The sequence below is a fragment of the Profundibacter sp. genome (assembly GCF_056498605.1).
In genome coordinates this window covers 1-13,876 of the sequence record NZ_JBSMEZ010000115.1, presented here as the reverse complement: position 1 = coordinate 13,876, position 13,876 = coordinate 1, and the positions used below count along the sequence as shown (strand labels likewise).

Sequence of the window (13,876 nt, the reverse complement as noted above, 5' to 3'; positions counted from 1 at the left end):
CAGGACAATCTGCCGGATATGAAAAATAGGGAGCCGCCTAGTGGCCATGACCGACTCGGATGCCGCGTACGTCGAATTCGACCACGTGCAGAAAAGCTACGACGGCGAAGTGCTTGTTGTAAAAGATCTCAATTTACGGATTGCCAAGGGCGAGTTTGTTACCATGCTCGGCCCCTCAGGGTCTGGCAAAACCACCTGTCTGATGATGCTGGCCGGTTTCGAGACCGCAACCCATGGCGAAATCAAGCTGGGGGGTGTTTCGATCAATGACATTCCGCCGCATAAACGCGGCATTGGTATGGTGTTTCAATCCTACGCGCTGTTCCCGCATATGACGGTTGGCGAAAACCTGTCGTTCCCGCTGGAAGTGCGCGGCATGAGCAAGAGCGAGCGTGAAGCCAAAGTGAAACGCGCACTGGACATGGTGCAGATGGGCGATTTTGCCCTTCGCCGTCCGGCGCAATTGTCCGGTGGCCAACAGCAACGCATCGCGTTGGCCCGCGCACTGGTGTTCGAGCCGCAAGTGGTTTTGATGGACGAGCCGTTGGGGGCGTTGGACAAACAGCTGCGCGAACACATGCAGTTTGAAATCAAACATCTTCACGAAAGCCTAGGTATCACCGTGGTTTACGTGACGCACGACCAATCCGAAGCGCTGACCATGTCGGACCGTGTCGCGGTGTTTGATGATGGGCGCATTCAGCAGCTTGCATCCCCTGAGGATCTGTATGAACGCCCTGAAAACAGCTTTGTGGCGCAGTTCATTGGGGAGAATAACAAGCTGCACGGCACTGTGCAGTCGCTGAAAGGCGACATCGCCACAATCAAGCTGGACAACGGCGGCACCTGTGCGGCTCTGGCTGTGAATTGCGGTGAGGTTGGCGCGAAAACGCTGATTTCGATCCGACCTGAACGGGTGACGATCACTAAAAAGGCCGGACCGAATTCGACAGAGGCCCAAGTGCTGGAGCTGATCTATCTGGGCGATCACATCCGTTGTCGTTTGAACGTGCATGGAAATGACGAGTTCGTCGTTAAAGTGCCCAATGCCGCGGGCCATAAACATTTGGTCGTTGGCGAAACTACGCAAATCACATGGGACGCGAAAGACGCGCGCGCCCTTGATCCGCTATAATAATCTGAACGATAGGGGCGGGTAACGCCCTGACACCATAACTGAGCAGTTCATGTAATAAGGGAGAAAACACATGAAAAAGACACTTATCTTAACAACGGCCCTGACCGGCTTTGCTTTTGCGGCAACCGCTGCCGAAGTGACCGTCATGTCATGGGGGGGTGCTTACACGAAATCGCAAGTGGAAGCCTATCATAAACCATTCACTGCCGAGACCGGCATCACTGTGAATTCAGTCGATAGCGACAACCCAGCGACGCCAATTAAAGCCCAAGTTGAAGCGGGCAACGTGACTGTTGACGTCGCCGACGTTGAATTCTCGGATGCGATCCGTTTGTGCGACGAAGGTCTGCTGGAAGAAATCGACACATCCATGCTGCCAGCGGCCCCTGATGGCACAGCTGCTGCGGACGATTTCATCGATGGCGCATTGCAAGATTGCGCTGTTGCCAACATCGTTTGGTCCACAGTGTTCGCGTTCAATTCAGCGAACAATGACGGCACACCGACAACAATCGCCGATTTCTTTGACCTGGAAAAATTCCCGGGCAAACGTGGTCTGCGTAAATCTGCCAAAGCAACGCTTGAAATGGCGCTGATGGCTGATGGCGTTCCTGCTGGCGAAGTTTACGACCTGATGGGCACATCCGAAGGCATCGACCGCGCATTTGCGAAACTCGACACCATCAAAGCCGACATCGTCTGGTGGGAAGCTGGCGCGCAGCCACCACAACTGCTGGCTGACGGCGAAGTTGTAATGTCGACCGCCTATAACGGTCGTATATTTAACGCCGCCATTGCTGAAAACCAGCCACTGGTTGTGGTTTGGGACGGTCAAATCCTTGATTTCGATCTGTTCGTGATCCCCAAAGGTGCGCCTAACAAGGAAGAGGCGCTGAAGTTCATTGCGTTCTCAACTGACACACAGCGTCTGGCGGATCAGGCCAGCTATATTTCCTACGGTCCTGCCCGTAAATCTTCGGGTGCACTGGTTGGGAAATATTCGGACGGCAAAACCGATATGGGCCCACATATGCCCACAGCTGCTGCCAACCTTGGCAACGCGCTGGTCAACAACTTTGAATTCTGGGTTGACCATGACGCTGAGCTGAACGAGCGTTTCAACGCTTGGCTGGCTAACTAAGCTGATAAAGGGCGGCGCGGGGTTCACGCGCGCCGCCCACACTTACCAACAGGTTGATGAACTCATGGCTGACAGCACAACGAACTTAGATACCGGCCTGACCACGGCTGACGGCAAACCGCTGAAAGAGGCGCTGGCCTATGCCCAGTCCCGATCACGCCGCCGCGCGTTTATGCTGGTGTTGCCGCTGCTTTTGTTCATCCTTGTGACATTCATTCTACCAATCGGGCAAATGTTGCACCGGTCTGTTTTTAACGACGGTTTTACCATGCACCACAATCTGGGCACAGGCGAGAACACGCCAATCATGGTCAATCTCGCCACGTGGTTTGATGAAAACCCGCTTGGGGTTGAGCCGGACGAGGCCGCCTATGCAGCGCTTGTCACCGATTTGATCGAACTAAAACGCCTAAAGGCCCCCGGGTCGGCGGGCACGCGGATCAATTACGGGCTGGCCGGGTCGCGGTCGCTGTTTACCCAAGCCGCGCGTAAAGCTGCCAAACTGGAAGCGCCGTTCAAAGAGGCATTGATCGGGGTCAGTGCCAAGTGGGAAAACCCCAAACTATGGCAGGTGATGCGCAGTGCGTCGTCATCCTATACCGGTAGTTTTTATCTGGCCGCCGTGGACCGCACGCAGGATGCTGCTGGCGATGTTGAACGGGTCGAGGAAAATCGCCGCGTTTATGTGAAACTGTTTGCCCGCACATTGGGGGTATCACTGCTGATCACTTTCCTGACGTTTCTGCTGGCCTACCCAATCGCGCACTTGCTGGCCACGCTGCCGCTACGCTATTCCAACCTGTTGATGATCTTTGTTCTGTTGCCGTTCTGGACGTCGCTATTGGTGCGAACCACCAGTTGGATGATCCTGCTGCAAAGCCAAGGGGTGCTGAATGATGCGATGGTCGGCACCGGTCTGCTGGACGACGCAAACCGAATACAGATGATGTATAACAAGACCGGTACCATCGTTGCTATGACGCATATCCTGTTGCCGTTCATGGTGCTGCCGCTCTATTCCGTTATGCGCCCGATCAACCCGTCCTATGTGCGGGCCGCGCGCTCGCTGGGGGCAACCAGCTGGACCGCATTTCGCCGCATTTATTTCCCGCAAACCGTGCCGGGGATTGGCGCAGGCGCATTGCTGGTTTTCATCCTTGCGGTTGGTTATTACATCACGCCCGCGTTGGTGGGCGGGGCAGATGGCACGCTGATTTCAAACCTGATCGCTTTTCACATGACCAAATCGCTGAACTGGTCAATGGCGGCGGCACTTGCGTCGCTTTTGTTGGGCGGCATTCTGATCCTCTACTGGCTATATGACCGGCTGGTGGGCATCGACAATCTGAAGCTGGGATAACGATATGGCCTTACCTAAATACGCGTCCCCGCTGGAGAAAGCCTGGCACTACACGTATCTGACGATTTGTGCGCTGATCTTTCTGTTCCTGATTGCGCCTATCCTGATCGTGATCCCGCTGTCGTTCAACGCACAGCCTTATTTCACCTTCACCAAAGAAATGCTGGCGTTGGACCCTGCTGGCTATTCAGCCCGCTGGTATGACCTGCTGCTAACCTTCGGGATGAACGCGCCGGATGTGGCCCGCGATAGCTCGTGGTGGGCCGATGCGTGGGAAAATGCGCATTGGATCAAGGCGACGAAAAACTCGATCATAATAGGGTTTTTTGCCACCATTCTGGCCACGGTTCTGGGCACAGTCGCCGCACTTGGGCTGTCTAAACCCGACATGCCGTATCGGCGCCCTATTATGGCTATCCTTATTTCGCCGATGATTGTGCCAATCATCATCACCGCAACAGGGCTGTTTTTCTTCTACTCGAAAATCGGCATCAGCCATTGGTCAATTCTGGGATGGGAAATTCCCTATCTCGGCGTCATTCTGGCCCACGCCACGCTGGGCATTCCGTTTGTGATCATCACCGTGACGGCGACATTGGTCGGGTTTGACCACTCACTAACCCGCGCTGCCGCCAACCTTGGGGCCAATCCGCGTACCACGTTTTTCAAGATCATCATGCCGCTGATCCTGCCCGGCGTGATTTCAGGCGCGTTATTTGCTTTTGTCACCTCGTTTGACGAAGTGGTTGTGGTGCTGTTCATCGGTGGGCTGGACGAGCAAACCATCCCGCGCCAGATGTGGAACGGCATCCGCGAGCAGATCAGCCCTGCGATCCTGTCGGTGGCAACGATCCTTGTGATTATCTCGACCATGTTGCTGGCGACGGTGGAACTGCTACGTCGCCGCAGTGAAAAACTGCGCGGGATCACACCGCACTAGCAGCCGGAATTTTTGAAAAATTCCGAGTATAATTCCTTGAAGGAATTATTGTCCGCCTAACGGTGTCCCCAATCGTCAGGATCATCCGAATTGTTCGGGGACAGGCCGATCACGTCGCCATCGGTATTGCAACCCAACCCAAGCACCGTGCGGTTGGCGTAGTTGAAATAGGCTGTGACCTGATTGATTTCGAGGATTTCCCCATCGTCAAACCCCGCACTGCGCAGCGCATTGATGATGTCTTCGCTCACCCCTGACGGTGTCAGAGTCAGCATCGCCGCATATCCCAGCGCCATTTTCTGCGCGTCTGATAAAGGGGCAACATCAACATCGCCATCATTAATCGCTTCGTATAATTCATCGGCGCGTGTGTCGTCACCCAGCAGGCGTTTCATGCCTGCAAAGTGATGTTCAATACAGTATTCACATTCGTTCAGCGCCGAGACCCAGACCCCGATCAACTCCAGAAACCATTTCGGCGTGGTATTGCCCGTGTGGTGCAGCACATATTTGTAAATCGCCATGTGCCCTTCCATCGTGTGGGGGCGCAAGGAATGGGATATCATGATATTGTCGACATTGTCGTCCGCACCTTTGACGCGGTCATACAGTTTCTTCAATTTGCCGGTGGCGTCGGCGTAGGGAATGGTTTTTATCCAGCTCATTATTGCGTTTCCTTGCTGTTGGGTTGGATCACACTACAGGATATGCGCGTATTACCCAAGCAAACCCAGCCAAATCCATGCGGTAAATATTGTCGCAGCCGTGGACAGCAACACGGCTGATGCCGCCACGCGGCGGGCCACCCCATACATATTGGCAAAGATATAGGCGTTGATACCCGGGGCCATGGCCGAGGTCAGAACCGCCGAACGAAACGCGCCTTGGGGCAGGGAAAGTGCGCTGCCCATGAACCAGACAATGGTCGGGTGCAGGACCAGCGACCCAGCGCTGATGTAAAGGATGATCCGCATGTCGCCTTCGGGGCGGTAACGGTACAGCACCCCGCCCATTCCAAACAGTGCGGTGGGCAGGGCGGCGCGGGTGATCAGGTCCAGCGCATCGGTGACGAATGCGGGGATCGGAGTGCCGGTCAGGTTCACCGCAAAGCCGAACATAATGCCGATCACCAGCACATTTCGGAACATCGCCCGCAGCACGGATTTGACGGTCTTGACCGAGCCATGACCGTGGTTGCGCGCAATCTCCATCACAGTGATGCCCAGCCCGTAACAAAATGGGGCGTGCAGGGCGATGATCATGTAATTGGAGGCAAGTGCATCCACGCCGAAGGCACGTTCGGTGATGGGAAGGCCCAGCAGGACCGAGTTTGAAAACAACCCGATAAAGCCGATAGCTACACTGTCTTCCCACGGGCGGCCAAAGATGTATCGTGCGCCAAACAGCCCCGCTGCAAACCCTGCCGTCGCGCCTAAATAAAAGCTGAACAGCATAGCAACATCAAAGTTCTGCCCCAGATCAAGTGTTGAAATGGCGTGGAACAGCAGTAACGGAATGGCAAAATTCTGCGCGAACCCCATCAACCCGTCGATGCCTGCATTATTGATCCAGCTCCGCCAAACGGCGAGATAGCCAAGGCCGATCAGCAGAAATACAGGCAGGATGACATCGAGCAGGGCAGACATTGGTTAGTCCAGTTTTGGAATCATCAGGAACATTGAAAGATAGGACATGGCATAATCACTTTCACAGGTGACATAGGCAATCCAGAAATCCTGAAACCCTTGATCTTCTTGTTCATAAAAACGATTGAAATCATGGTATTTGCACTCCTCGCTTGGATCAATCACCACATCCAGTAAACTGTCGATGCCACCACGGTTCTGGCCCTCAACGAAATATGGAGGCATGGCGGCGCGGGTGGTATTCAAGCTAAGGCTCAGCAATTCGGCCATCACATTGTCAGCCAAGCGGTATTTCTCGCCATCCGAGACGATCGTTAAGCTGCTGTGTTCGCGAAAGTTGGTTATGGCGTTATCTTTACGAAAATTCCCCAACATGGCCATCAAAGGGCGGGCTTTGCGCCAAAGCAGGATGTCAAACGGGTTAACGCGGGATTTAAGCGGTAGCGGTTCAATCTGCGCCTCAATACCACGTTCATCAGAATTATATCCGCTGTCAATCATCCGCATTACCGGCCAGATTTGGTCATCCAGATTGGTTTTTCGATTGCGGGCAATCAGCATCACATCGGTTTGCTGGGTGATGATGCCCTTTACTTCACGCAAGATAAATAAAAAGCCCTCTGGGCTGCCAATGGCAATCAGGCCTTCGTCAACCGAAACCGGCAGTGGTGAGGCGGCCTGTGCGGCATTTGTGGATAGAAACAGGGCAAATAGCAGGGTGATAATGCGTATGATAATCTCCAAAAGAATGGGGGGGATCACACTTGATTACACGCCAATGTGCAAGCCCTATAGGGGAAGGATCAGTTGCATCCCGTCATAGGCAGGTGTAATGTGCTCGGCGGTTTCAGCGGCCACTGTGGCGTAATCCAGATCAATATGCATGTTGGTCAGCACCGCGCATTTCGGGGCGGCGCGTTTGATCCATTCCAGCGAGCGTTCCAGATGGACGTGGCTGGAATGCGGTTTGCGGCGCAGGGCGTCCAGCACCCAGATGTCCAGATCGTTTAGCAAACCCCAAGTGGTGTCGGGAATTTCGGATACGTCGGGAAGGTAGGCAAGACCAGCGACGCGAAATCCCAGTGCCTTGATCTGACCGTGCTGCACGGGCAGGGGGGTCAGGGTAATGTCGCCGCCCGCCCCCGAAATGGTCACATCGCCCTCGATTGTGTGCATGTCGCAAATCGGCGGATAATTCGAGCCGTCGGGCGTGATAAACGCATAGCGAAACCGCGCGTACAGGTCGTTCTGCGTTGGCATATCGGCCCAGACTGGCATCCGCTGTTTGGTGTTGAACACGATCATCCGCAGGTCATCCAGCCCATGCACATGGTCGGCGTGGGAATGGGTGTAGACCACGGCATCCACCTTATCCACGTCCGTTGCCAGCAGTTGCTGGCGCATATCGGGCGATGTGTCGATCAGCACGCGGGTGGTGCCAGCATCACCGACCTGCTCCAGCAGCATAGAACAGCGAGTGCGACGGTTCTTCGGGTTTTCAGGGTCGCAATCGCCCCAGACACCGCCAATACGCGGCACCCCGCCGCTGGACCCGCAACCAAGGATGGTGGCGCGAAGGTCCGCCATTATACGGCCCCGTTATAAGCGGCGGCTTTGGTGAATAGGCGTTCGAAATTGTCCGTCGTCTGCCGGGCGAAATCGGCGTAGTCCATGCCGAATGTTTGTGCCCCGATGCGAGCGGTCAGGGCTGTGTAGGCCGGCTCGTTTCGTTTGCCGCGATGGGGGGGCGGTGCCAGATAGGGCGCGTCGGTTTCCACCAGAATTCGGTCCACGGGGGCGGATGCGAAAATTTCGCGCAGCGCGGTCGATTTGGGGAAGGCGGAAATGCCGGACATCGACAGGTAAAACCCCAGATCAAGCGCGGCTTTGGCCAGTTCGGCGCTGGAGGAAAAACAATGCATGACACATGTGTAAGCGCCCGCTGCATGTTCCTCGGTCAATATCTGCGCCATATCATCATCCGCTGCACGCGCGTGTATGATCAGCGGCAGGCCCGTCTGGCGGGCGGCCTCGATATGGATGCGCAGGCTGGTTTGCTGAATGTCTTTGCTATCGGCGGTATAGTGGTAATCCAACCCCGTTTCACCGATGCCGACGAATTTGGGATGCGTCGCAAGTGCCACCAGTTCTTTGACCGTCACCATTGGCTCTTTGGTGACATTCATCGGATGGGTGCCAGCGGCAAAGAACACGGGCGCGTGGGCATCCACAATGGCACGGACCTGATCCAGTTCACGCATCTTGGTGCAAATGGTGACCATGCGGGCCACACCTGCGGCCACGGCGCGTTCCACGACTTGCGTTATGTCATCGTCAAAATCGGAAAAATCCAGATGGCAATGGCTGTCGGTAATCTGCGGTGGGTTTTTTGGTGGGATTTGCGGTGTGTCGGTCATGGGTTTGCCCCTTTAGGCAGCCGCCTTTGCAGCAGCCGCATCAATCTTTAGAACCATATCAAGGATGAGCGCGGCAGGGTCAAGGTTGACCGCCTTGCCATGCCTTGCCCGCGCCCCAAGGCTTTGTTGCAGTTCCGCCCATTGGCGGCCTGCATAGTGGGTGGGGGCAAGGCGGACCATCAGGGCGGCTTCGCCATTTGCGGCCTCAATGACGGGGGCACCGCTGGCGCCGGTGCGGGCCATGCGGGCCAAAAATAGGTCCATCAGACCGAGCAGCAGATCGTAACGCGCTTCTTTGCCTTTGCCGACCACGCTTTCGGCCAACCGCAGGGTGCGGCTGCGGTCCAGTTGGGGCAGGGTGGTGAACAAGGTAACGATTTCCTGATAGGTGTCCAACCCGCCCAGATTGGTCAGGCGCAGCGCTTCGCCAACCGACCCACCTGACAATGCGGCAAGCGCGGTCGGGTTGTTGGCGGGCGCTGCACCCGCGCTGGTCAGGGCGGTGGCCATATCGTCGGGCGATAGCGGGTTACAGCGCAACTCGCGGCAGCGCGACCGGATGGTCGGTAATAGGCGCGAGGGCTGGTGGCTGATCAGGAACATTGTGGTGCGTTCGGGGGGTTCTTCCAACAGTTTCAGTAGGGCGTTGGCGGCGTTGGGATTCATTTCGTCAGCGGTATCGACGATCACCACGCGACGGCCCCCATCGGCGGCTGACAGGGAGAAAAAGTTGCGCAGCTTGCGGGCTTCATCGACTGTGATGACCGATTTCAGTTTTTTGGTCTTGTCGTCCCACGCACGGCGCAGCAGGAACAGGCGCGGCTCAGACAAGGCCAGTAGACGATGCGTGACGGGGTGGTCATTTGACACCTCAAGGCTGGTGGGTTTCGTGGTATCACCAAACATCGAGGGTCCGTCATCGGCAGGTTCCGCCAACAGGAACCGCGCCAATTTCCACGCCAGCGTTGCTTTGCCAACACCACGCGGGCCAGTGACCAGCCACGCGTGATGCAGACGTCCTGAATTATACGCCTGTAGAAACGCGGCCTCGGGTTTGGACTGGCCAATCAGGGCGTGGGTTTCGCGCGGATGCGGGGCACCCTCAACGCAGTCGGGTTCGGGATGGCCAGTATCGGTGCTCATTTCAGGTGGTCGTTTGCAATTTGGGCGATTTCGGCTGCGATCACATCCATGTCACGCGCCCCGTCAATCACATGGCAACGGTTAGGGAAATCCTGTGCCAAGGCAAGAAAACCAGTGCGTAGCTCCTCCTGAAATTCCAGCCCCAATTCCTCGAACCGATCTTCGCCAGATTGGCGCGCCAATCCACGGGTCAGGGCATTGGCTGGGTCCATATCAATGATGAATGTCAGGTCAGGTTCGCGGCCAATCATCATGGCATGCAACTGGTCCACAACATCGCGCAGGTCAGCCCGTGCAGCGCCTTGATAAACGCGGGTCGAATCGGCAAACCGGTCGGAAACCACGTTTCTGCCAGTCGCCAGCGCGGGTTCAATGGTTTTTTCCAGATGGTCGCGGCGTGCGGCGGTGAACAACAGAATTTCGGTCATCGCTGACCAACGGTCTGGGTCGCCTTCAACCAGCAACCGCCGAATTTCTTCGGCCCCTTCGCTCCCCCCGGGCTCGCGGGTGCGTAGGGTGTCATGGCCCAGCGATTTCAGTGTTTCGGTCAGCAGTTGCGCTTGCGAGGATTTTCCCGAGCCATCAATGCCTTCAAATGTGATAAATATTCCGCGTGTCATTACAACAAGTCCTGTGCGCCTCCGGCAACTTGTTGTAGCAGCATTTTGGCGGCCGTGCGAATGCGGGGTAAAAAGCCGCCGCGTATGACGGTGCGATCCGCCACAAGCGGCAGTCGGGCATCAGGCATCCCATCGCGTTTAATCACCAGTTCGGCGATCTGCTGACCCTTCTCAATCGGGGCCTCTATCGGGCTTTGGTAACTGACTGAGGCCTCTAGTGCGTTCTGGTTCAGCGAGGGCACTAGCAGCAATAAATCCTTGGGCGCGACCAGACCAACGCGGCTGACATCGCCCAGCCAGACGTCGGCTTGGGCAATCATTCGGCCTTCGGTCGCAACCTTTTTCTCGACAAATTGCCGGAATGCCCAGCTGACGATACGCTCGGCTTCTTCGGCGCGCTCTTGTGCGCTTTGCAGGCCGGAAATCACGAAAATGACCCGCCTGCCGCCTTGTTTGGCCGACCCGACAAGCCCGAAACCGGCCTCGACGGTGTGGCCTGTTTTTAGGCCATCTGCGCCAATATTCAGTTTTAACAACGGGTTGCGGTTGGATTTATTTTGTGGGGCGCGGCCATCAAACAGGAATTCGGTTTCCGCAAACAGAGGGTAAAAGGTGGGGAATTCGGTGATTAGCCGATTGGCTAAAATGGCCAGATCATGCACGCTCATCCTGTGGCCCGCTTGCGGCCAGCCATTCGAGTTGGTGAAATGCGAATTGGTCATGCCCAGTTCTTTGGCCCGTATTGTCATCAACTGTGCAAATCCGGCCTCGGTGCCGTCGGTTGACAAGGCCTCGGCCAAAACAGCCGCTGCGTCATTGCCCGACAACACGATGACACCGCGGATCAAGTCCTCGACCCGCACGCGGTCGGAGGTGTTCAGGAACATGGTCGAGCCCTGATAATCCATTGCGTGCTGCGAGACTGGCAATTTGTCATCTAGCCGCAAACGCCCATCTTTCAGCGCCTCGAACACCATGTTCAAGGTCATCAGTTTAGACATCGATGCTGGTGGCAGCGGCAAGTCGGGGTTTTTGGTCAACAACACAGTGCCCGTGGTGTGGTCGATCACATAGGCCGCTGTTGCCCGCGTGTCGAATTGTGCCCGCAGGGGCAGTGTGGCCATAAGCGTAACTAGAAAGGCAATCAGGGGCAGAGTACGCAAATTCATAGGTGGTTTTTTCCGTTGCTAGTTGGTTACAAAATAGGCGTCAGAAAAACCTAGTGCTTTGATTTTCTTCAGCAATGTTGCCCGCTCCGAGCTGGACCCCGCAGGTCCAACCAGCACGCGCCAGAAAGTTTTACCACTGCTGGCTTGCTCTTTGACAACGGGCACCATGCCGGCCTTGCGCATATTGTCAGCCGTTTTGGTGGCGTTGGATTTAACACTGAAAATACCCAGCTGGATATAGGGCTTGGTTAGTGAAGAGGCCGGTTTCGGGGTGGCCGCCGGTTTTGGTGCAGGGGTCGGTTTTACGATCGGTGGCGTGCCATCTGCCGCATCAATTGCTGCCGCAGCCGAGGCAATCGGATCGAGCGTGGTTTCATCAATGGTTTCCGGAGCGTCCAGCGTTTGATCGCTTGGCGTTGGCGCGTCTTCAGCCACTTCTTCACGGCGCAGGGCCGTTACGTTCAGTTTTGCCGGTTGGCCCGCCAACATGCCAAGCGCATCAGCTGCATCCGAAGATATCTGCAGTTTCGGGCCGGGGTTTTCGCGTTCGCGGCGGAACAATGCGCCAATAACGAACTTGCCGTTGGTTGTGTTGCGGATAATCACCCGCTCGGGGTCTGCCACGTCAGGGTGTGCGACCCAGACACCGCCAAGCGACGGGCGCCCATCCCACAACCCGTCATCGGTTGCTTGAAACACTTCGGGCGATTCAACGTCGCGTTCGACCAGTCGGGTTGAACTGCTGTTGGCCGGTATGGACGCTTCAGCGCCGCCGCCCTTTGGCTTGAATAGATTGAAAGACTTGCCGTCTTCACACCCCGCAAGGGCGATTGCGATACTGGCCAAAAGGGACAATCGCCCGATTTTTGCCCAAGCTGTGAAATTTGTCTGCGTCATGCCTTACCCTCTATGTATCGACGTTGTCTCTGCAACGCTCCTTGCCGGTTTTTCGGCTCAACTGCTCGAATTTTGACGCCGCTTTGTGCCACGCTTTTAGGGCATAGTAGCGATACAGTTGTTTCATGGGAAGGGCGCACAGCTATGTCGGCGAAATTCCCCGCCATTTCGGTGCTTTTAGAATCACAATTACCACGCTATTGACTGCCCCAGTCGGAGGAGTGGCAGAGTGGTTGAATGCACCGGTCTTGAAAACCGACGTAGGTGAAAGTCTACCGTGGGTTCGAATCCCACCTCCTCCGCCACTATCCCCCGAGAACCCGTTCTCCGCTTGTGGCTGATTCCGAATTTTCTTGTTGTTTTCAAAGGTTATAGGTGGTGGGCTGTTGAGTGCCCTTCTGGCAGTCCGGTCGGAAATGGTTCTCGCACCCCCTATATTCTCCAAAGCTGTTGCCTAAAGGGGTTTTGGTTCAGTTTCGTAAGGTGTTGTAAAACAACATAAATTAAGGCCGCCCATTTTTCCTAGTTCGAACTTCCGCGCGCTGTGCGGGCGGGGCTGGGAACGAAACCTTCACCAATCTATTTTTTTGTCTGTTTGAACCGCCCTAGCCAACCAACCGCTCCATGCTCTGCTGCCATGAAGCTTTAAAAGCGGGATCGTTTGCAAAAAGCTTGTAGAGTTCAAGCTCATCTTTGCGACGGTTCAGCATAATGCCCTTAAGCATTTTCTCGAACGCCAATCCACGATTGTGGGGATCTGGATTGTTTTTGTATTTTCTTTCAAAATCCGGGTGCGCTTTAATGCTGTCAGCGATGTTGATAAATTTCACGCGCTGTTCTTCTGGGGTCGCGCTCCATCCCTGAAACCACCGCTCATTAAATGTCCTGATTATTTCATCAAGCGGGTCTTTGTCGTCCTCTGTATGTACACTTCTAGGATTTGGATTCTGCGGGTCAACTTCGGTTTCTGAATCGTCCAGCCCAATCGAGTGATTGAGCTTCACACGCTCAAGCCCATAAGATGACAAATCTACAGATTCCAGCAATTCGTCCAGCAAAGCCTGATTTGGGTCTTTGACCTTGAGCTTCGGAATAAGGAATTTCAGGAACCAGAACAGCTTTTCCCAATCAACCACTTCAAACGGCATGATCGACGCCATTTGGCCGTAAATTTTCACGAACTGCTTGGCCTTGATTTTGAAATCAATCTTTTCGTCGTTCTCCATCTCCAATTCGTCATTAAACCGGTTTGCGGCAATATCAATGATCGGGCTAAGATTGTCAGCGTCTTCATTGTTGAAATACCGCGCCACGAAATCTTCGACCTCATGCCAATCATAAACGCCAACATCATCCAACACGTCTTTCAGCTCATGCAGGACATTTACATCGGTCGCCTCGGATA

13 protein-coding genes, 1 tRNA gene and 1 pseudogene are annotated in these 13,876 nt (G+C 55.3%); 5 read left to right on the top strand and 10 right to left on the bottom strand.

Translation table 11 applies throughout. The annotated features are described in order from the left end of the window. The first annotated feature begins 40 nt into the window (after positions 1-40). From ACWB12_RS11975 to ACWB12_RS11960, 4 genes are all read left to right on the top strand, one after another. Positions 41-1,135 (top strand): ABC transporter ATP-binding protein, encoded by a 1,095-nt coding sequence (locus ACWB12_RS11975; RefSeq protein WP_479530316.1) that lies wholly within the window; start codon positions 41-43, stop codon positions 1,133-1,135. Positions 1,136-1,208: 73 nt separating this feature from the next. Continuing rightward, positions 1,209-2,279, top strand: coding sequence for an ABC transporter substrate-binding protein (locus tag ACWB12_RS11970; protein WP_479530315.1), 1,071 nt, complete (start codon positions 1,209-1,211; stop codon positions 2,277-2,279). Positions 2,280-2,343: 64 nt separating this feature from the next. Further along, on the top strand, positions 2,344-3,639 hold the full coding sequence (locus ACWB12_RS11965) for an ABC transporter permease (RefSeq protein ID WP_479530314.1): 1,296 nt from the start codon (positions 2,344-2,346) through the stop codon (positions 3,637-3,639). A 4-nt stretch (positions 3,640-3,643) separates the two neighbouring features. Continuing rightward, positions 3,644-4,579, top strand: coding sequence for an ABC transporter permease (locus ACWB12_RS11960; protein WP_479530313.1), 936 nt, complete (start codon positions 3,644-3,646; stop codon positions 4,577-4,579). A gap of 56 nt (positions 4,580-4,635) precedes the next feature. Here ACWB12_RS11960 and ACWB12_RS11955 read toward each other — a convergent pair whose 3' ends face one another. The 9 genes from ACWB12_RS11955 to ACWB12_RS11915 are packed head-to-tail and all read right to left on the bottom strand — an operon-like array spanning position 4,636 to position 12,471. Then, positions 4,636-5,244 (bottom strand): carboxymuconolactone decarboxylase family protein, encoded by a 609-nt coding sequence (locus ACWB12_RS11955; protein WP_479530312.1) that lies wholly within the window; start codon positions 5,242-5,244, stop codon positions 4,636-4,638. Between the two features lie 51 nt (positions 5,245-5,295). After that, the gene (locus ACWB12_RS11950) at positions 5,296-6,225 is read right to left on the bottom strand and encodes an AEC family transporter (protein WP_479530311.1); all 930 of its coding nucleotides are present in this window, start codon (positions 6,223-6,225) and stop codon (positions 5,296-5,298) included. A 3-nt stretch (positions 6,226-6,228) separates the two neighbouring features. After that, a complete protein-coding gene (locus ACWB12_RS11945; RefSeq protein WP_479530310.1) occupies positions 6,229-6,987 on the bottom strand; it encodes a hypothetical protein in 759 nt (252 codons plus the stop codon). Between the two features lie 27 nt (positions 6,988-7,014). Next, positions 7,015-7,812 (bottom strand): MBL fold metallo-hydrolase, encoded by a 798-nt coding sequence (locus ACWB12_RS11940; protein WP_479530309.1) that lies wholly within the window; start codon positions 7,810-7,812, stop codon positions 7,015-7,017. Then, positions 7,812-8,642 carry a TatD family hydrolase gene (locus ACWB12_RS11935; protein WP_479530308.1) on the bottom strand — a complete coding sequence of 277 codons (831 nt, stop codon included), beginning with the start codon at positions 8,640-8,642 and terminating at the stop codon, positions 7,812-7,814. Before ACWB12_RS11935 ends, ACWB12_RS11940 begins: the two co-directional genes overlap by 1 nt. A 12-nt stretch (positions 8,643-8,654) precedes the next feature. After that, complete coding sequence (locus tag ACWB12_RS11930) at positions 8,655-9,785, bottom strand: DNA polymerase III subunit delta' (protein ID WP_479530307.1); 1,131 nt, start codon at positions 9,783-9,785, stop codon at positions 8,655-8,657. Continuing rightward, on the bottom strand, positions 9,782-10,405 hold the full coding sequence (tmk, locus tag ACWB12_RS11925; RefSeq protein WP_479530306.1) for a dTMP kinase: 624 nt from the start codon (positions 10,403-10,405) through the stop codon (positions 9,782-9,784). Before tmk ends, ACWB12_RS11930 begins: the two co-directional genes overlap by 4 nt. Next, positions 10,405-11,574: a D-alanyl-D-alanine carboxypeptidase family protein gene (locus ACWB12_RS11920; protein WP_479530305.1), complete on the bottom strand. Its 1,170-nt coding sequence runs from the start codon at positions 11,572-11,574 to the stop codon at positions 10,405-10,407. The genes tmk and ACWB12_RS11920 overlap by 1 nt, the downstream gene beginning before the upstream one ends. 18 nt (positions 11,575-11,592) lie before the next feature. Beyond that, positions 11,593-12,471 carry an SPOR domain-containing protein gene (locus ACWB12_RS11915; protein WP_479530304.1) on the bottom strand — a complete coding sequence of 293 codons (879 nt, stop codon included), beginning with the start codon at positions 12,469-12,471 and terminating at the stop codon, positions 11,593-11,595. A 215-nt stretch (positions 12,472-12,686) separates the two neighbouring features. On the opposite strand from ACWB12_RS11915, the gene ACWB12_RS11910 reads away from it, so the two are divergent. Continuing rightward, a tRNA-Ser gene (locus ACWB12_RS11910) sits at positions 12,687-12,776 on the top strand. A 300-nt stretch (positions 12,777-13,076) separates the two neighbouring features. Here the strand turns inward: ACWB12_RS11910 and ACWB12_RS11905 are convergent. Beyond that, positions 13,077-13,876: pseudogene (locus ACWB12_RS11905) on the bottom strand (type I restriction endonuclease subunit R); the annotation flags it as partial.